Here is a 19,023-nt window from a genome sequence, read left to right as displayed (position 1 = left end):
GGCTGCTCGGGCCGCCGGCGGAGGCGCGGGCTCCGACGCCGGAGTCGAGTCTGGCGAACCGACGAGCCGGGCAGGCGGTGATGGCCGAGACGCTGCGGATCCATGACGGAGATCCGCCCCGGTCGTGGTGGCGACGTCTGGTCGGAGCCAACCCGCTCAGCGCCGACAGCCGGCCCTGGTTCCAGGGGGCGCTGGGGGAGATCGCGGTTGGGCAAATCCTCGACCGCCTGGGTCCGGAGTGGACGGTGCTCCACGCCGTTCCGGTCGGCGCCGGGGTGTCGGACATCGACCACGTGCTGATCGGTCCGGCAGGCGTGTTCACGCTCAACACGAAGAACCACGCGGGCAGAAATGTCTGGATCGGCGAGCGCGCGATACTGATCGACGGGCACAAGCAGCACTACCTGCCCCACGCCCGGCATGAGGCGGCCCGAGCTGCGAAGCGGCTGAGCGCGGCGGTGGGGGAGCCGGTGTCGGTCACCCCGGTGCTGGTGCTGATCGAACCGGGAAAGCTGACGATCAAACAGCGTCCCGCCGACGTCAAAGTTGTCACCGATCGTGAGCTGCTGCGCTGGCTGAAGCGTCGTCGTCCCGCCCTGGCTCCTGAGCGGGTCGCCCGGATCGCTGCCGCAGCCGTGGTTCCGGGGACGTGGCACCACCATCCCGCGCCGCCCGAGGACCCGGTCGCGCTGCAGGAGCGCTTCGCCGAACTCCGGTCCTCCGTGAGTCGCGCGCAACGCCGGCGCGGACTGTGGGGCCTCGGGCTGCTCATCGGTGCCGGTGCAGCCCTCGTCAGCCACGGTCCGGACGTCCTGACGGCGCTGCTCAACGCCGGACTGTCATGAGTGACAGGGCGGCGGACGGGCACGCAGCACGGCGCGGGTGACGAGGCGCCCTTCCAGCCTTCGTGAGCTCTGGCGTGGAGATCCACTCGATCCGGTCTCACCCACGTCAAATGTCGGCGGCTTTGCGGGGGAGGCGGTTCCCCTCTTGCCGGTGCCTGTTCCGAAGCGCACAGTTTAGGCATGAGAACGACGACGCCGTTGTTCGTGGTGGCGGTGGTGATCGCGGCCCTGGCCCAGCTGGTGGTCGGGTTCTTCTACATGGCCAGCGGTCTGATGGCTCCGCTGTGGGCCATCGTGCTCCTGGGCGTGTGGTGGGTGCTCCTGACCTACGTCGGGGTGCGGCTGGTGCAGCGCCGGTCCTATCTGGTGCTGCTGGTCCCCGTGGTGGCCGTCGCGACGTGGTTCGGTGTCATGACGTTCGGGGAAGCGGTCCTCGGCTGGACTCCCTGAGGCTCATCAGTCCGTGCCGCCTACGCGGCCGGAGGATTCACGCCCCTGCCCACGGTGTTCTGCGGCCGGTTGTTGTAGCGCCTGTCGGGGTAATGCCCTCGTCCGGCAGGAGGCGCTGAACCTGCCTGCCGGACGAGGACACCTCCCAGTCGCACTTCACGAGCAGGTTGCGGGCCCGGGCAGGGGCCGTACGTTCCTCGGGATGTCGTCAGCCACGGCGGCCTGCCGGCCAGACGACGGGGCGACGCCGTTAGACGGACTCGCCGGGTGACCGGCGCCCATGCGCGGGGCCACGTCGCCCAGGAAGGCCAGGCTGCGTCGTAGCGTGTGGGCCCAGCCGTCCCAGCCGAGGTGGCGCCACGGCACCCGCTCCTCCGGGGGTGCGGCCAGGCGACCGATCACTGTGTACACCGACAGCACAGCGGCTGCGGCCAGCACCAGGAACACGAACGAGATCATGATGAGCTCCTTGCCTGCGGTGTGCCGGCTGATCCGGCTCACTCTCACGCTGACAAGCCTCGTCGCCTGGAACCTGTCGCACGAGTGGCAGAAATGACTACCTCCGGTCGTTTTCTGCCAAGTCTGTCGGCGCCTTGTCGCGGAGTCCTGGATGAGCGGAACGCTTGCTCGCGACCATGACCATGACCATGACCATGACCATGACCATGACTGAGCATCTCAGACGCGCTCTCGCGGCCGAGGTACTCAGGAGGCGGTGCTCAGGAGGTCGTCGCGAAGCGTCGGCGGTATTGCTGGGGGCTGAGCCGGCGGATCCGGGTGAAGTGGTGGCGCAGCGTGGCCGCGTTGCCGAAGCCCACGTCCGCGGCGATGCGCTCGACGGGCAGGTCGGTCTCCTCGAGGAGCTGCTCGGCCCGGTGCAGACGCCGTGCGGTGATCCAGGCGTGCGGGGTGGTGCCGGTCTCGTCGCGGAAGCGGCGGGCGAAGGTGCGCGGGGACATCGCGGCGCGCCGGGCCAGGGCGTCGACGTCGAGCGGCTCGTCGAGGTGTCCCACGATCCAGGTGAGCAGCGGGTCCAGCGTCTCGGCCCGGCGCTCAGGGACCGGGTCCTTGATGAACTGGGCCTGACCGCCCTGGCGCTGCGGTGGCACCACCATGCGCCGTGCCACGGTGTTGGCCGCCGCCGAGCCGAACTCCTGGCGCCACAGGTGGAGGCAGGCGTCGAGACCCGCGGCGGTGCCGGCGCTGGTGAGGATGCTGCCGTCCTCCACGTAGAGGACCTCGGGCACCACGTGGGCGGCGGGGAACCGCTCGGCCAGCTCCGCGGTGTGCATCCAGTGGGTGGTGCAGCGGCGGCCGTCGAGCAGTCCGGCGACACCCAGGACGAAGGCGCCCGAGCAGATGGACAGGAGCCGGGCGCCACGGTCGTGGGCCGCGCGCAGCGCGTGGATCACCTCGGCCGGGACCGGGATGTCCCGGGACATGGCCGGGAGGACCACGAGATCCGCGGCGGCCACCCGGTCGAGGCCGTGCTGGACCGCCACGTCGAAGCCGGCGATCGTGCGGACCGGTCGCCCGTCGGGGCTGCACACGGCGAAGTCCATGACGGGCAGGCCGTCGCCCGAGCGGTCGATCGCCCAGGCTTCGCAGGCCACCCCGAGCTCGAAGGGGGAGACCTCGTCGAACACGATGACGGCCACGTTGCTGATCATGGGTCCATGCTTCCAGCCCCATGGCAGGAAGTCGACGACAGTGTGAAAAGTGTCAGTCGCGGCAGGACCGGCCGGAGAGGAGAATCGAGGCCAGCAGCACCGAGGCGCGGACGGCGGGAAGAGGACGATGGGCCATGGAGCGCACGGGCGAGGGCGGGCGTCGGAAGGTGGCGGTCCTGGGGGCGACCGGGCAGCTGGGCGCACGGGTGGTGACACATTTGCGCGAGCGCGGCGTCGACGTCGTCGAGGTGTCTCGTGGGCAGGGCGTCGACGTCTACTCCGGTGGAGGCCTGGACGCCGCGTTCGAGGGGGTCTCCACCGTGGTGGACTGCCTCCACCTGGCGACGCTGTCCCGCAAGCGCGCCGTCGACTTCTTCACCACCACCGCACGCAACGTGGTGGCGGCGGCACAGCGGGCAGGGGTGTCCCGGATTGTGTGCGTCACGATCCTCAACGCCCGGGAGCCCCAGGTGCACCGGTGGATGGGCTACTACGCGGGCAAGGCCGCGCAGGAGCAGACCTACCGTGCCGGGCCCGTCCCGGTCACGTTCGTGGCCTCGGCGCAGTGGTACGAACTGGCCGAGACCCTGCTGTCGCAGATGCGCATCGGCCCGTTCTCCGCGGTGCCGGGAATGCGCTCCCGGCCGCTGGCCGCCGACGAGGCCGCCGCATTCGTCGCCGACCGTGCCCTGGAGTCCGGCGGCACGATGACCTCCGACGACGCCGTCATTGTGGGGCCTGAGGTCCGCGACATGGCGGAGCTGGCCCGTGTGATCGAACAGCGCCGAGGTGGTCACGGGAAGGTCCTCCGGGTGCCGGTGTCCTTCACGGCGCTGGGCAACGGAGGCCTCCTGCCCCGCGGCGACTTCACGACCGCCCCGACCCGGTTCGAGGAATGGCTCCGCGGCACCTCGTGAGGGGTGGTCGCCGGAGTCACCGCCGCGGCCGTCCTGCCGGGGACGTGGCCCCGGAATCCCGCGCCGCTCGAGGTGGAACCGACAGTCCAGCTACTACTTGATCGGTGTCGGCGGCCGTTCCCCGGCCAGCACGGCGAGCACGTTCTCGGCGGCGAGCACCGCCATCGCGGTGCGCGTCTCCACGGTGGCGGAGCCCAGGTGCGGCACCAGCACCACGTTGTCGAGCTCCAGCAGCTCGGGATGCACCTGCGGCTCGTGCTCGAAGACGTCCAGCCCGGCACCCGCGATCCGGCCCTCGCGCAGCGCGGCCGCGAGCGCCGCTTCGTCGACGATCGGCCCTCGCGCGGTGTTGACGAGGTACGCCGAGTCCTTCATCGCCGCCAGCTGCTCGGCGCCGATCAGATGGTGCGTGGCGGGCCCGTAGGGGCAGTGCAACGACACGACGTCGGAGACGGCCAGCAGCTCGTCGAGATCTACGCGCCGGGCGCCCAGCTCGGCGGCGATCCGGGGATCGATCTCGCTGCGCGACTGGTAGACGATCTCCATGCCGAAGGCCTTGGCCCGGCGCGCGGTCGCCTGACCGATGCCGCCCATGCCGACGACGCCGAGGGTCTTGCCCTGCAGGCCGCTGCCGAGCAGGAAGAACATGCCCCACTTCCAGTCCTGGCCGGAGCGGATGAGCCGTTCCCCCTCGCCGAGCCGGCGGGTCGCCATGAGGATCAGACCGAAGGCGATGTCGGCGGTGGCGTCCGTGAGCACGCCGGGTGTGTTGGTGGCCACGACGTCGCGTTCGCTGCAGGCGGGCACGTCGATGTTGTCATAGCCGACGGCGACGTTTGCGACCACTTTCAGCTGCGGGCCGGCGGCGTCGAGCAGCTCGGCGTCGATGCGCTCGGTGAGCAGGCTCACGACGGCATCCGCCCCGGCCACTCGGCGCAGGAGCTTTTCGCGACCGATCGGCTCCGGATCCGGCCACATCTCGACCTCGTGGGCGGCGCGGAGCTTCTCGATCGCGGCATCGGGCACGCGTCCCGTGACGACGACCCGGCTCATGCCGTCTCGATCCACTCGCGCAGGCGGCCGAGGCCGTCGCGGATGTCGGCGACGTCGATGCCCGAGTAGGCGAGCCGGATGTACTGCCGATCCTCGTCCGGCTGGCGCCGGCCGAAGTGCTCACGAGTGCAGAAGGAGACGCCGGTCTGGTGCAGCGCTGCCGTGGCGAAGTCACCGACTGCCGTGTAGCCCATGCTCTCCATGGTCCGTGTGACGTCGGGGAACAGGTAGAAGGTCGACTGCGGTACGGCCACGTGCATGCCGGGGATGGCGTTCACGAGCTCACATGCGGCATCCCGGCGCTCGCGCAGGATGTCGAGCGTCTGCTGCACGGGTTCCTGGGGGCCGCGGAGCGCTTCGATGCCGGCCCACTGCACGTAGTGCGTGGTGCACGACTCGTCGTTGGTGTTGAGCGTGCCGAACACCGTGGCGATCTCTGGTGGCGCGACGGCGCAGCCGAGGCGTGAGCCGGTCATGGCGAACTTCTTGCTGAACGTGTAGAGGATGACGGTGCGCTCGGCCATGCCGGGGAGCGACGCGATCGAGCTCGAGACCCCCTCGTAGCGCGTCTCGAAGTAGGCCTCGTCGGAGAGCACCCAGAGATCGTGCTCCTGGGCGAGCTGCGCGACGGCCTCGCGCTCGGCCGCCGTCGACTCGGCCGAGATGGGGTTCTGCAGGTCGTTGTAGATGATGGCGACCGTGCTTGGGGTGATCGCGGCGCGCACTTGGTCGAGGTCGATCGCGAAGCCGTCCTCCGTGGGGAGATAGCGGTACGGCACGGCCGTGCCCCCGAGATACTCGATCTGCGACTCGTAGATCGGGAAGCCGGGATTTGGATAGAGCACCTCGTCGCCGGGATTCATGACCGTCTGCAGGAACTTCGTGATGACGGGCTTGCCGCCCGTCATCACGACGATGTTCTCGGGGCTGAGGCCGATGCCACGGCGCGAGCCGATGTCCTCGGCGAGGGCCTCGCGCAGCTGCGGGATGCCGGGGCCGGGGCAGTAGCCCGTGTGACCGTCGGCGATGGCCCGGTCCATCGCCTCGATGATGTGCGGGGCCGTCGGGATGTTGATGTCGCCGAGGTGGAAGGGGTAAACGCGGTTCCCCTTCGCCGTCCAGGCGGCCGCGGCCTGGGCGACGCTGAAGGCGGTTTCAGTGCCCAGCCGTTCGAGCCGGTGCGCGAGTTGGCGCATGCTGTCCCACTCCTCATCGAGTTGGCGATCGATCCTCCGGCGGATCCGGGTCGAGCCTACGAGCCATGCATCTGGCTGGGAAGGGTGATCCGCAGATGGATTTGCACCGTGGACATCGCCGCGAGGACTCCCGCGTCCAGAGGTCGTGCTCGTGGGATGCGGGAGTGCGGTTCCCGGCGGGACGGCCGGGAACCGCACTCCCCGCTCACGTGCGTGGGGTCAGCGCAAGCGGAGGTACACGGGACCGGAGCCGACGTTGACGGTCTGGATGACCGTCTGGTTGCCGTTCCAGCCGCCGTGGACGGCCTTGCCGCCGCCGATGTACACGGCGATGTGGGCGAAGCCCATGCCGCCGTTGGCGTAGTAGACCAGGTCACCGGGCTGGGCCTGGGCGGCGGAGACCCGGGTGCCGAGCTTCAGGTAGGAGGCCGGCCACCCGTGGTGGTTGATCCCGGCCGCGCGCAGGGACTTGGTGACCAGGGCGGTGCAGTCCTGGCCCACGCCGAGCTGGTTCTTGGCGGCGGCGGCGATGGTCGCGGCCTTGCCGGACTGGGACTGGATGTTGACGAGCTGCTGGGGGGCTGCGGCGGGGGCGGCCTGGGCCGGGGCCACGCTGCTGAGCGCCAGGGCGCCGCCGGCAACCGTCAGGATCGCGGTGCGTCCGAGACGGAACGAGCTCTGGGCGCGGTGGCGGGGCATGCGGGACTGGAAAATGGGCATGAGTGATGTCCTCCCTCTTGCCTGCGAGGTGAGCTGTCGGATGCGGGTGGGAGACACCCGGTCGTCAGGATGGGGGCCCTGACGACTTAACCCCTAGGTCCCGGGGGAGGGACCGTTCATGGTTCCCCCGCTTCTGCCGAGCGATATGTCTGGGGGCCCCGGGCACCGGCAGAATTCGGCGATGTGCACGGGGATACCGATCGGTGAGGCGACCGGCACGGAGAGAACACTAATCGAAAGATAACGGAAAAGTCTCGCTTTGATCACGGGCGTGTCTCGGCTTCTGTATCGGCCCAGCAGTGCACCCCTGCACTCAGACCGGGTTGCTTGGTGAGGGGAGCCCATGGAGGCCCTCAGGAAGCTCAACTCAGGACGAAAGTGGTCTTGACCTGGGGCTCAGCCCAGGTCATGTCCGCGGGCGAGCACGCCCCTGCCTTGGAGCGGAGTGTGCGGGGACGACACCCGTGCCATGGTGCGACAGCTCGTGGGAAAAGCTCCACAAAACCTTATCGTCGACACGCGGTCCTTTCCCTCCGGGGTGGCGCGGGTGATTTCCCTTGTGCGTTCCGGGGTTCAGTCAGGAATTCACAAAAGGGAAATTCTCTTGATGTGGTGATTGCCCGGCGTGGGCCGGGTTTCTTTCCGGGCGCTTCCGGGGTGCGTGCTCTGCATCCTGCACCGCGTATGCAACGGGGCGGTGCTCCAAGAGCCTTCCCTCAGGGGCGCCCACTTCTCATCCTGTCTTCGACAGCGGGGGCCGCCCCGGGCCTGGCCGGCCGGCGAAGGCTTGGACGATGTCGAGCCAGGCGTCGGCGTCGGGGCCCTCTGCGACGAGGCTCCCGTCCTGTCGGTGCCGCCGCCGGGTGGCGAGCAGGGCGAAGTCCAGCGCCGGGTCGTGGACGCGCTGAGCCGCCTCGGTCGGCCCCCAAGTCCAGGTCTCGCCCTCGTGGGTGAGCTCGACGCGGAACGGTTCGGTCGGCGGGGACAGCCGGCGCTGCCGGTAGGCGTAGTCGCGGGTGGCCACGCCCAGGTGGGCGACGTGCCGCAGCCGGTGCGAGGCGACCGGGGGCACTCCGAGGGCGTCGCGGACGTCCTGGCCGTGGGCAAAGGTCTCCATGATCCGGGCGCTGGCCATCATGGGCGCGCCCATGGGTGGGCCGATTCACGGGATGCGCTTGCCCTCCGGCACGGCGGCGAGCCGCTCGAGCACGCGGCGTCGGCTGTCCTGCCAGGACGCCAGGATCTCAACCGGGGGTCGTGCCGCGCCCTGCTCGGCGCCGCGGTCGACGACGTCGGCCTCCGCCGCGTACCGCTCCCTCAGCTGCGCGAAGACCTCCGGCTCCTCGAGGGCGGTCAGCACGGTCCGCTCCGTACAGCTGAGGTGGGCGACCTGGTGGCGGATCGTCCACCCCTCCGCCGGTGTGGGGTGGTCCCAGTCCTCGGCGGACAGCGGCCGCAGCGTCTCCTCGAGCAGGTCCCCCTCCTGGCACAGGTCGGCCAGCAGGACGGCTGGGTCGGGGTGGGTCATCGGCTCATCCCGGTGCGCAGCTCCTTCTCGGGGATCCTGTCGGTTGCCCTTCGCAACAGTTCTTCGGCGGACTCTACGCCGGCGGCACCTTGTGCGAGCCGCCAAGTGCTCGCGGCACCAAGTGCGCGGCTATTCGATTTGCGGCAGCAAACATGTCTTCTGGGTGCGGGTGATAGAGGCAAAAACGTTGGGGTGCAGGTCACTGCCCCCGTTTCGACAGCCGCCGTCATGTCAGAAGGCTCGAGTCGGGTTCTTCCACACGGCCCCGTCGTCGGTGAGTTCGTACAGGCCCGCGTCCAGCGCTCGGTGGTGATTGGGGCACAGAAGCCGTCCATTGGCGAGGTCGGACGGACCACCCTCGCTGTCCGGAACGACGTGAGCGGCCTCCAGAATGAACGTTTCCTCCAGCCCGCAGACAGCGCACTCTGCTGGATAGTGCCGCAAAAGCAGCCTACGGAAGGCCTGCTGGTGCAGCCGGCGTCTGCTGAGGCGTTGGGTATAGCGGGCCTCGATTGCCGAGGCCACTCGTTCGACCGGTCGATGGGACGCCCACAGAAGCTCCAGATCGTCGGCGACATCGGGAGTGAGAAGTACGCCTCCGCCTTGGAAGGTCCAGCCGCTGTCCGGGATTTCTTCCTTGAGCACCTCCCGAGGAAGCACCTCCTGCGGGCCGAGCAGGGTGTCCCAGGCGACATCGACGAACGGGGTCTGCTCCTGCCGTTCCGTGTCCCAGTGGTCCCCGTACTCGATCTCGCTAAGGGCGATTCCTGAGGCGATCATGCCGAGGGGCTTCGTCCCGACCTTGAGGAGGAACACCCGGTCCCCGGGATGCACACCGGACGTGCGGCTCCCTGTCGACCACCTGTCCGGAGCCCGCCCCTGTTCGGCGATGAGTTGCTGCACTCGATCGCGCTCGTTCTGCGACCATTCCCAACTGCCGGGATTCCACAGGAGCACGAAGGTTGACGGAGGACGGGGAGAGTCCCCGCGTGGGTCTCCTCCGACCACATTGAATCCCAGATCCGTCAGTTTGCGCGCCGTCGTGTTCAGGCCTCCGTTGAACATCTCATGACGCAGAGGTCGGCCGTGCTGGTACCCGAAAGCGGCCCCCAGCAGCGCTTTGGAGTCGTAGCGTCTGCCCTCGTAATCCACGAAATAGGTGCTGGATCGGCCAAAACCGTAGTTCTTGAGGAACTGATCTCGCCCGAGATCGTCGAACTCCCGCATGGCCGCCAGGACGGCTTCCGGATCGGTGAGGTCACTCAGCTTCATGCTATGCACCCTAGGCCACGGAACTGTCACGGCCAGGCGCGGCTCTACAGGCGCGGGCCAGTCAGCGAGTGACCGACACATGTCCTCTGACAAGACACAATGGTTCCCATGACCGAATCCGATGACGTGACAACCAGTCGTTCCCGCGTGACCCTTCCGTCCGCGCAGAAAATGTACTGGGCGGCGGAGCAGTGGCGGAACCGTTCGCTGATCGACGATCGCAGCCTCTTCAGCGGGGAACTGATCAACGGTGCAGTTGCGGCGCAGGAACTGGTCGAGGCGTTCGTCGAGCAACCTGATTTGGGCGCCGGAACCTTCTACGAAAAGCTCGAGACCCAGCTGGCCACCGTAAGCACGGACGCTGTACAGCTCTCCGCCGAACTGATGTACGTGTACTACCTCATCGTCACCACAAGGGCTGCCCGGGCGAAGACGAAGCGCGAACAGATTCAGATGATCCTCAACTACCGTGACGCCGGTACCTCGGATCTGCCGGAGGAGTTCGCCGAGGCGCTCGCCGGCGGTGTCGCTCATCCGGGAACCGGGTACAACACCTATCGCTGGAAGATGTTCGCCTACCTCATCCGGGTCTACGAAGCTGCGAAGAAGCTACCTCGCACGGAGCGCTCTACGGTCTTCACCGACTGGAATGCCTTCCAGCGCTTCATGGGCGGCCTCGACGACCAGTCCGTGTGGAGCCAGCGTTTCGCCCTCGAGCACATGCTCTTTCCCGACTACGCGCCGGCCATCACGAGCCGGGACGACCGCCGAATGCTCCGCGAGTTCTTCGCGGAACGGCTAGGTGCAGAGTTCGAGGTCGCCGAGATCGTGCGGCGGCTCGAGCCGAACGCCTGGTTCGGGGACCGCGCGTACACGGACCTGTATCGGACGCCCTACCGGGAGCTATGGCAGCAGGCCAACCCGAAGATGGAAACCTATGTCTCCTGGGCGCGGCGTTTCGCTGACGTGCTGGAGCAGCCTCGCGCCGTGTGGGAAGATCGTGCGCTCCGAGCCGCGGGGGCTCTGCGAGCGGCAACCGGCGGGGCGCCGGTGGGCGGGCCGCTGCGTGCAGCGCTAGCCGACCTGAACCCGGGGCTCGAATCAGCCGTGTCGACCATTGTTTCCTGGGCGGAGAACGACGACGCCGCCGCCCGGCACGCCCTGACCGCTTTCGCGGATCACCGCGGCGGCGAGGCGATCGATCGCTTTCTGGAGCGGGTGCCCGTCGACGTGTTGCCGAGTGGCAGGGCCCAGATGGCACTCGCCTCGGCGCTGCTCATGGCGCAGGGCGCCGAGGAGTTCCCCCTCTGGCCGTTCGAGGCCGCCGATACGTCCCACCGCCTCGCCAACGGCTACTCGGGTCAGGACGCCTCCACCGTGGGGGAACGGTACGTCCTCTACCTCGAGCGACTCGACGCCACCCGCGTTGGCCTCGGAACACCGGAGCATCTCTGGCGCACCCGTCTGGACGCCGCCGTGCTGGCCGATCTACTCGTCCGGACCCACCGCCCTGAAGGGTGGGAGGACGCCGAGTGGCGTGCCTTCGACGCCTGGCGCACTGGCAAGACCGTCGCACTGGCCACGCATGACAGCGGTCCGGCGGCTGCAGTGGTCACCGCCCCGGCGGTGATTCCGGAAGCGGAGGTGCCGTCGTCGGGCTCCCTCGAGGACCTCGCGGCCGCACTGTCCCTGGACGAGGAGGGGGCCGAGTGGCTCGAGGAGACCCTCGAGCTGCTCCAGCTGAAGCATCAGATCATCCTGCAGGGCCCTCCGGGCACCGGGAAGACCTACGTGGCGCGCAAGCTCGCGGAGTTCCTCGCCGGCAACCCAAAGCGCGTGATGCTCACGCAGTTCCATCCGGGGACGAGCTACGAGGACTTCGTGCAGGGACTACGGCCGGACCCGGAGAACCCGACGTCGTTTCGGGTGGTCGACGGCCCGTTGCTCCGCATCGCCAAGGAGGCGCGGGCGCACCCGGATGACACCTACGTCCTCCTCGTTGACGAGATCAACCGCGGCAACGTCCCAGCGGTGTTCGGGGAGCTCTACTACCTGCTCGAGTACCGCGACCAGGAAGTCACGCTGACCTACGGACAGGGCTTCAGCCTGCCGAGGAACCTGTTCCTCATCGGCACCATGAACACCGCCGACCGCTCCATCACCGCGCTGGACTCAGCGCTGCGCCGGCGCTTCTACGTCCGGGACCTGCGGCCGGGAGAGACACCGGTGGACGGCATGCTCCGGAACCACCTCGCCCAGCACGACGCCGAGCTGGAGTGGCTCGCCGAACTTCTCGACCGGGCGAACGGCATCATCAGGGACAAGGACCAGCACGTCGGACCCAGCCACTTCATGGGTGCGCAGATGGACGAGACCCGAGCCCGGCGAGCCTGGGACTACACCGTGATGCCGACTCTGCGAGAGGTCTTCTACCGCCGACCAGAACTTCTGGACCAGCTCGAGTTCGCGACCCTGAAGGCGGCCGTGACGCACAGGGCGGGCGATGCTGCAGCTGACTGAGTGGGAGACCTCCGGACCCCTTATCTTGAGTTCCGCCCAGCGGCACGTGCTGGAGACTCGCTTCGAGGCCGTGGTCCGCGCGACCGGCTACGGCGACGAGGTCACCTTACGTCCCGGCGGCGTGGTGGGCAGCGTGACCGTCAGTGGCGTCCCGATCGTAGTACGGCCCAAGATCCCGATCGACCGGGTGCTGTTCATGACCGCCTACGCCGCGGACCCGTTCCGGTGGGAGGAGAGCTGGTCGGCCATCGCCGGCGTCGACGACCTCGAGGACGGCATGGCCGCCCTCTTCGTCGCCGCGTGCCGTCGGACACTGCAGCGCGGACTGCTGCGCTCGTACCGGACCGTCGACGCCGACCTGCCGATGGTGAAGGGTCGAGTGCGGTGGAACGTCCAAGCGCGACGACTTGCGCCGCTACCCGTCGCGTCCCGTTTCCAGGTGCACGACGACGACATCACAGAAAACCGGATCCTCCGCGAGGCACTCACAGTGCTGCGCCACAGTCGTCTGACGGATCCGGCGCTCGCGGCCGGTGTGGACCGGCTGTGGCACAGCCTCGAGCACGTCCGGCCGCTGAGGGAACCCCTCTCTGGTCTGGACGCGATCACCTGGACCCGGCAGAACGAGCACTACCGTCAGGTTCTCGGCTTGGCACGGGTGGTGCTGGAGAACTCCATGGCCGATCTCACCGGTGGAACCGTGGGCACGGTCGGCTTCACGCTCCGCCTGCACGACATCTTCGAGCGCTTCGTGCGCACGGCCCTCCGTGAGGCCGTCGCCCTCACGGAGACTGAGTTCCCCGATAGCTGGCGGGGGAAAGGGCTGTCACTGGCCGAGAGCGGGCAGGTCCCGCTGGTGCCGGACCTCGGTGTGCGGGTCGGCGGACAGTGGCGCTTCGTGGGCGACGTGAAGTACAAGCGCGACGACGGGTCTGGTCATGAAGGTGACCTGTACCAGCTCCTGGCCTATGCCACCGCGACGGGGCTTCCGGAGGCCACACTGATCTACGCGCAGGGGCCTCGGGCGCGGATTGTGCATGAGGTGCGACACGCCCAGAAACGGCTGTACGTGCGGCATCTTGAGCTCTCAGCCTCACCGCAAGAAGTGCTGAATCAGGTCCACGCATTAGCTGAGCGGGTGAATACATGTCAGGAGATTGAGCTGCCGACCGACGCCTGGTTCCAAGAGATGTGATCTGGCGCCATAAATGCGACTCGAGTCGCCGTTCGGTGGGGCGAGTGATGGTTACGACGAGGCCACGGAATATCGTGTGCTGAAGGACATCGGACGGTAAGCGCGAGGACCCCCATCCCGAAAAAGCGCCTTCCCTCCCGCAGGTGCCCGCCCCGTCCTCATCGGGTGCCGCTCCACTCCTCCCGACCGTCAGGAACCGGCTATGAACGACGAAATCTACTTGATCAGCGACGACCATGGCTTTGCAGTCATCGGGAATCCGGGGGCTGTCGAACGTTTCCTCGTCTCTGAGGGTTTGCCGTCGAAGGATCTTGGACTGCAACGGCTGGGGTCTGCCCTGAGCACCGGCGCCGGAGTGGCACACGCAGGTTCCGAGATCGCAGCCAACTCGGGCCGATGGGTGAAACTCACTGAGAAGTCCGCGCAGGACCTGAAGAAGTACAAGCTGATGAAGGGTTCTGAGATGGGTGTCAGCCGTGCAGTGCTGACAGAGAACGGAAAGATCAGCGGATTGCTGGAAGTCGTGAGGACACCCGGGTCGCTTCTGGCCAACCCGGCGCTCCTGGCCGGTGCCGCCGGGATCATGGCGCAGCTCGCCATGCAGCAGACTATGGACGAGATCACCGACTATCTCGCCACGATCGACGAGAAGGTCGATGACGTGCTGCGGGCCCAGAAGGACGCTGTGCTGGCGGACATGATCGGCCTGGACTTTGTGATCGAGGAGGCCATGCTGATCCGGGAGCAGGTGGGACGGGTTTCCGAGGTCACCTGGTCGAAAGTGCAGGCCACGTCCGTGACGATCGCCCGTACCCAGGCGTATGCATTGCGTCAGCTCGACGCCCTCGCGGAGAAGATGGAGCGCAAGACGAAGCTCGGGGAACTCGCCAAGACGTCAAAGGAGGCCGAGACCAGAACCCGGGAGTGGCTCGCCGTTCTGGCCCGGTGCTTCCAGTTGCAGGATGCACTCGCCGTACTCGAGCTCGACCGCGTACTGGACGCGTCCCCGGAGGAATTGGACCGTCACCGGCTTGCCCTTCGGGCTGCGCGGGATAACCGGAGGGACCTCATCTCCCGGAGCACCGAGCGCCTGATGGCTCGCATGGACGCGGCAGCAGGGACGGCCAATACCAAGGTGCTGCTGCACCCGAGGGACTCGCGATCCGTGGTGCAGGCGAGCAACGATGTCGCCATCGCTGTGTTGGACTTCCACAGGCGCCTCGGGATCGAACGCGACCGAGAGTCCTTGGAGGCGAGGCGATGGGTGGCCGCGGCCGCGGACGTGAGAGACAGGGTCCTGGAGACAGGGGCCGAGGGGGTCGGCACCGTGAAGAGCGTCGGCAGTGACACCTACGACCGGGCGAGGGCGGCGACGGGCAAGTTCTCCAGCAGGATCACCGAGAGGACGGGCCGCCGGCGCAGCAACGACGAGGAAGGCGCCGAGCAGGACTGATCGAGTGTCGGCCGTTAGCGCCGCCGAAGTCCCGCTCGCTTAATTGGGTGTCGTGGCGCTTCTGAAGATGAGTTGTGCATCACTCGTTGTACTCGTCTATAGAGTCGGTGTGCTGGGGGCAGTACGCGCGTACAGCCGTGGGCAGAAGGGCCCCTGCTGCACCACCGCCTTGAGGCTGATCGCTGTAATGAAGAATTAGATCCACTGCTACTTCAGCCACAGGTAAACCATTGTCGAGTTTGGCGCATGTCATCTTGGCGTTGGACAGGATTTCAGCGTCCGACAAGCCGGAATTTCCGACAGCCGCCTGGGCTCGCTGGGCCTCGACGAAGTTGCGGTCGAGTATGTCCGACGTGGCATGGGGACCCTCGCCCCAGAACTCCATGCTGGGCATCGTCATCTCGTTGAGCTTGTCATCATCGTGGTGTTCCGGGCAGAGGTAGTCCTCTGCGCCGAGGGACGCGTTGATCGATGCCGAAGCCCAGTCAGCTCGGGCAGGATCGAAGTAGGCCATCATGAGTTCCCGGTCGATCAAAGAGGGATCAGCGCCGTCGTCATACCGGTCGCAGTACTGCATTCCTTCCGCAATCAGCTTGTCGTCGGTGTAGTCGGCGAAGTAATCCGTCGTTCCTCGTACGTAGTCCACGTACTCGGTGTGCGAGGTGGGTGGTTCAGATGCCGTTGCAGTGGGCGCGGGCGTGATGTCAGCGGCGGCCTCATTAGTGCGGGGCTCCGGGACGTCTTCTGCGCCGACGGTCAGCCCGACGAAAAAAAGCGCCACAAGAAGGAGCGTCACCAAGGCCGCAGCCCCACCGAGGACGGCAATGATGGTGGCTCGTTTGCTGCGCCTAGCGGCATCGGCAGGGTGGGGCATCGGCCCGAGAGCTGGTTCTCCGTACTCGGGAACCCAGAATTGCCATCCCTCTGGCGCGGGACCCCAAGCCGGGTCTGGTGACCAACCAGAGGGAGGTGTCCAGCCTTCTGGAGGCTGAGGCCAGTTGGGAGGTGCATTGAACTTCACGATGCCGTCCAGAACTACGAGGGGGGTGCTTGCATGAGCAAACATAAACTACGTCTGAGTAATACTCATGCTCTACCAGGTCACAAATGTGAAACTTGCTGTGATGAAGGGAAGCGAAGGTGGACATCCTCGCCTGATGTTCTGCTGATCCTGTGCTCGGGGCCCCTAAAACCCCGACGTGGGGGAAGCAGTCTTCCCGCGACGCCGGGCGATAAGTTGGAGCCTAGGCCAGACACTCCCACCCCCCAGCGAGGACTGATGACGATCACCCCCGAGAAAACCCAGTCCGCCCCCATGGTTCCGGGAGTCATCGTGGTAATCCGTGATGAGGAGTGGATGGTCACCAAGACCGAGCAGTCCGAGGACGGCTGGCTCGTCCACGTGCGGGGTCTCAGCGAGCTGGTGAAGGACACCACCGCTGTCTTCTACGACGCCCTGGACGACATCCAGGTGATGGATCCCACCCAGGCCACGGTCGTCGCGGACACCAGCCCGCACTACCGCAAGGCCCGGCTGTGGATCGAGTCGACTCTGCGCAAGACCCCGTTGCCGCTCTACGACCCGCACCTCGAAGTCTCCACGAGGATGCTGGCCGACCCGCTGGAGTACCAGCGCGCCGCCGTAAAGAAGGCCTTGGCCACCGACAACCTCCGCCCCCGGATGCTCATCGCCGACGCCGTGGGCCTCGGCAAGACGCTCGAGATCGGCATGATCCTCTCTGAGCTCACCCGGCGTGGCCGCGGCGACCGCATCCTCGTGGTCACGCCCCGCCACGTCCTTGAGCAGATGCAGCACGAGCTGTGGTGCCGCTTCGCGCTGCCCTTCGTGCGGCTCGATTCCGTGGGTATTCAGCGGGTGCGGCAGAAGCTGCCGGCCACGCGCAACCCGTTCACCTACTACAAGCGGGCGATCATCTCGATCGACACCCTCAAGTCGGCCCGGTACAAGGCCCACCTGGAGAAGGTGCGCTGGGACGCCGTCGTCATCGACGAGTCCCACAACGTCACCAACGCGGCCACGCAGAACAACGAACTCGCCCGCATCCTGGCGCCGAACACCGAGACGCTGATCCTCGCCTCGGCAACCCCGCACAACGGCGACGGCAAGTCCTTCGCCGAGTTGCTGCGCCTGCTCGACCCCACGGTGGTGCGGCCCGACGGGACGTTCTCCGCCAAGGACGTGGACCGGCTCATCATCCGGCGGCACCGGCACAGCCCCGAGGTGGCCCGCGAGGTCGGCGGCGATTGGGCCGAGCGCAGGGAACCCAACAACATCCACGTCCCGGCCTCCCCGGAGGAGGACGCCGTCGCCCAGGAGCTGGCGGACACCTGGCTGTACCCGCTCAGCGGCACGTCGCCGTCCGCCAGCAACGGGGACCGCAGCCTCTTCCCGTGGACGCTGGCCAAGGCGTTCCTGTCCTCCCCGGCCGCCCTGGGCGCCACGGTCCGCAACCGCCTCAAGAACGTGAAGGGCGACGACGAGCGCGACGCACTCGAGCGACTCGGGGCACTGACCGAGCAGGTGACGCCGAAGCGCTCGGCCAAGTACCTGAAACTGGTTGAGTACCTGAGGGGCATCGGGGTCGCCAAGGGCTCGGACATGCGCGCGGTGGTGTTCTCCGAGCGCGTGGACACCCTCGGCTGGCTGAAGGAGCACCTGCCCAAGGACCTCGGGATGCCCGTCAAGAACTTTGCGGTCCTGCACGGCGGGATCTCGGACGTCGAGCAGCAGCAGATCGTGGACGATTTCAAGCGGGCCGGCTCGGACGTGCGGGTGCTCATCACCGGCGACGTCGCCTCCGAGGGCGTGAACCTGCACTCCCAGTGCCACGAGCTGATCCACTACGACATCCCGTGGAGCCTGATCCGCATCGAGCAGCGCAACGGGCGCATCGACCGCTACGGGCAGAAGTTCCCGCCGCAGATCACCACTCTCCTGCTCGAGCCGGACCACGACCGGTTCTCCGGCGACCTGCGCGTGCTGTCCCGGCTCATGGAGCGCGAGCACGAGGCCCACGGCACCCTGCACGACGTCGCTTCCCTCATGGGCGCCTACTCCGAGGCCAAGGAGGAGACCGCCCTCCGGCAGGTGCTCGCCGGCCAGAAGGCGTTCGACGACGTCGTGCGCTCGCCCGAGGAGGTCCAGGCGCACGCCAAGGCCGTCGCCGCGGAGGCGGAGAACGAGCTGGCCGACTTCGACGAGCTCCTCGAGATCCTCGGCGAGACCGAGGCCGACACATCGGAGACTGCGACGGAGCCGCAGAGCACCCGCGGCCTCTACGCGAACGAGCTCGACTACCTGGAGGACGCCCTCCGCGAAGCCTTCGGTGCGCCCGAGGAGTCCCCGGCCCGCGGCGGGGTGAACTGGCAGGTGCACCGTGACCACGGTGTCGCCGAGCTGGACCCGCCCGCGGACCTCAAGCAGCGGCTGTCGTACCTGCCGCAGAGCTACGTGGCCGACCGCAAGGTCGCCGACCACCTCAAGCTCGCCACGACCTACCACGTGGGTAAGGGCGAGCTGGAGAACGCCAAGCAGGGGAAGTCGACCAGCACGTGGCCCGAAGCGCACTTCCTCGGACCGCTGCACCCGGTGACCGAGTGGGCCTCGGACCGCGCGCTGTCCTCGATGGCCCGCCAGGAGATCCCCGCCGTCCGAGCGGACGTGGAGGACCCCACGGTGCTGCTCATGGGCACGCTCATGAACAAGCGCGGCCAGGTGGTCTCCCGGGCGTTTCTCGCCGCCACTTTCGAGATGCCGATGTTCCCCGAGATGGAGACCATCGAGGACCTCAGCGCATGGCTCCGGAACGTCGGCTTCACGGAGAGCGCCGTCAACCCCGGCCCTCTCGCAAACGCGGCGGTGCTGCAGGAGCTCATCGCCCCGGCGGTACGGCATGCGGAACGGCTGCTGGCCGAGACCACGAAGGTGGCCGCACAGGACGCCCAGGAACGCATCGAGCGGTGGAGCTCCCGGGCGGACACCTGGCAGCAGCTGGCCTTCGAGGTGGCGCAGCGCGCCGAGGTCAAACGCCTGACCAGCCGCGTGAGCGAGGAGCAGAAGCTCGCGGACATGCTCGCCCCCGACCAGCGGCTGCTGCGGCCCCTCCTGGTTCTCGCCCCGCAGGACACCCCCGTGGCCGCACCCCAGCACGAAGCACAGACCCTGGAACAGGAGACCGCCTGA

The 19,023-nt window shown here is 67.7% G+C and carries 14 protein-coding genes, 1 pseudogene and 1 riboswitch; of the genes and pseudogenes, 7 read left to right on the top strand and 8 right to left on the bottom strand.

Going from position 1 to position 19,023, the window contains the following annotated elements; translation table 11 throughout:
- Positions 1-80: 80 nt before the first annotated feature.
- Entirely contained in the window at positions 81-845 is a 765-nt protein-coding gene (locus tag AC6CH6_RS08240; RefSeq protein WP_498254771.1) for a nuclease-related domain-containing protein, read from the top strand.
- A 180-nt stretch (positions 846-1,025) separates the two neighbouring features.
- On the top strand, positions 1,026-1,295 hold the full coding sequence (locus AC6CH6_RS08235; protein WP_498254770.1) for a hypothetical protein: 270 nt from the start codon (positions 1,026-1,028) through the stop codon (positions 1,293-1,295).
- Between the two features lie 156 nt (positions 1,296-1,451).
- Here the strand turns inward: AC6CH6_RS08235 and AC6CH6_RS08230 are convergent, their stop codons facing one another.
- Together AC6CH6_RS08230 and AC6CH6_RS08225 are read right to left on the bottom strand one after the other, a co-directional pair.
- On the bottom strand, positions 1,452-1,754 hold the full coding sequence (locus AC6CH6_RS08230; protein WP_498254769.1) for a hypothetical protein: 303 nt from the start codon (positions 1,752-1,754) through the stop codon (positions 1,452-1,454).
- A gap of 260 nt (positions 1,755-2,014) precedes the next feature.
- The gene (locus tag AC6CH6_RS08225) at positions 2,015-2,965 is read right to left on the bottom strand and encodes a helix-turn-helix domain-containing protein (RefSeq protein WP_498254768.1); all 951 of its coding nucleotides are present in this window, start codon (positions 2,963-2,965) and stop codon (positions 2,015-2,017) included.
- A 134-nt stretch (positions 2,966-3,099) separates the two neighbouring features.
- Between AC6CH6_RS08225 and AC6CH6_RS08220 the strand changes: the two genes are divergently transcribed.
- Positions 3,100-3,882 (top strand): SDR family oxidoreductase, encoded by a 783-nt coding sequence (locus AC6CH6_RS08220; protein ID WP_498254767.1) that lies wholly within the window; start codon positions 3,100-3,102, stop codon positions 3,880-3,882.
- A 93-nt stretch (positions 3,883-3,975) separates the two neighbouring features.
- On the opposite strand, the gene AC6CH6_RS08215 is transcribed toward AC6CH6_RS08220, so the two are convergent.
- From AC6CH6_RS08215 to AC6CH6_RS08195, 5 genes and pseudogenes are all read right to left on the bottom strand, one after another.
- Positions 3,976-4,935, bottom strand: coding sequence for a 2-hydroxyacid dehydrogenase (locus AC6CH6_RS08215; protein WP_498254766.1), 960 nt, complete (start codon positions 4,933-4,935; stop codon positions 3,976-3,978).
- Positions 4,932-6,131: a pyridoxal phosphate-dependent aminotransferase gene (locus AC6CH6_RS08210; protein WP_498254765.1), complete on the bottom strand. Its 1,200-nt coding sequence runs from the start codon at positions 6,129-6,131 to the stop codon at positions 4,932-4,934. The genes AC6CH6_RS08215 and AC6CH6_RS08210 overlap by 4 nt, the downstream gene beginning before the upstream one ends.
- Positions 6,132-6,350: 219 nt before the next feature.
- Entirely contained in the window at positions 6,351-6,851 is a 501-nt protein-coding gene (locus AC6CH6_RS08205) for an NlpC/P60 family protein (protein WP_498254764.1), read from the bottom strand.
- A 5-nt stretch (positions 6,852-6,856) separates the two neighbouring features.
- Positions 6,857-7,042: riboswitch (cyclic di-AMP (ydaO/yuaA leader) on the bottom strand.
- Positions 7,043-7,584: 542 nt separating this feature from the next.
- A pseudogene (locus tag AC6CH6_RS08200) lies at positions 7,585-8,379 on the bottom strand (TIGR03084 family metal-binding protein).
- A gap of 231 nt (positions 8,380-8,610) precedes the next feature.
- On the bottom strand, positions 8,611-9,651 hold the full coding sequence (locus AC6CH6_RS08195; RefSeq protein ID WP_498254763.1) for an HNH endonuclease: 1,041 nt from the start codon (positions 9,649-9,651) through the stop codon (positions 8,611-8,613).
- Positions 9,652-9,759: 108 nt separating this feature from the next.
- Here AC6CH6_RS08195 and AC6CH6_RS08190 point away from each other — a divergent pair, with 108 nt between their 5' ends.
- The 3 genes from AC6CH6_RS08190 to AC6CH6_RS08180 all read left to right on the top strand — a co-directional run bounded on the left by AC6CH6_RS08190 (position 9,760) and on the right by AC6CH6_RS08180 (position 14,819).
- Positions 9,760-12,171: an McrB family protein gene (locus tag AC6CH6_RS08190; protein ID WP_498254762.1), complete on the top strand. Its 2,412-nt coding sequence runs from the start codon at positions 9,760-9,762 to the stop codon at positions 12,169-12,171.
- The gene (locus tag AC6CH6_RS08185) at positions 12,155-13,366 is read left to right on the top strand and encodes an McrC family protein (RefSeq protein WP_498254761.1); all 1,212 of its coding nucleotides are present in this window, start codon (positions 12,155-12,157) and stop codon (positions 13,364-13,366) included. The genes AC6CH6_RS08190 and AC6CH6_RS08185 overlap by 17 nt, the downstream gene beginning before the upstream one ends.
- A 202-nt stretch (positions 13,367-13,568) precedes the next feature.
- Positions 13,569-14,819: a hypothetical protein gene (locus tag AC6CH6_RS08180; RefSeq protein WP_498254760.1), complete on the top strand. Its 1,251-nt coding sequence runs from the start codon at positions 13,569-13,571 to the stop codon at positions 14,817-14,819.
- A gap of 79 nt (positions 14,820-14,898) precedes the next feature.
- Here AC6CH6_RS08180 and AC6CH6_RS08175 read toward each other — a convergent pair whose 3' ends face one another.
- Positions 14,899-15,693, bottom strand: a complete 795-nt coding sequence (locus tag AC6CH6_RS08175; protein ID WP_498254759.1) for a DUF732 domain-containing protein — start codon at positions 15,691-15,693, stop codon at positions 14,899-14,901.
- Between the two features lie 483 nt (positions 15,694-16,176).
- Here AC6CH6_RS08175 and AC6CH6_RS08170 point away from each other — a divergent pair, with 483 nt between their 5' ends.
- A complete protein-coding gene (locus tag AC6CH6_RS08170; protein WP_498254758.1) occupies positions 16,177-19,023 on the top strand; it encodes a helicase-related protein in 2,847 nt (948 codons plus the stop codon).

It is taken from the genome of Kocuria sp. GQ42 (assembly GCF_059758435.1).
This window is presented reverse-complemented; position numbering and strand designations above follow the sequence as displayed.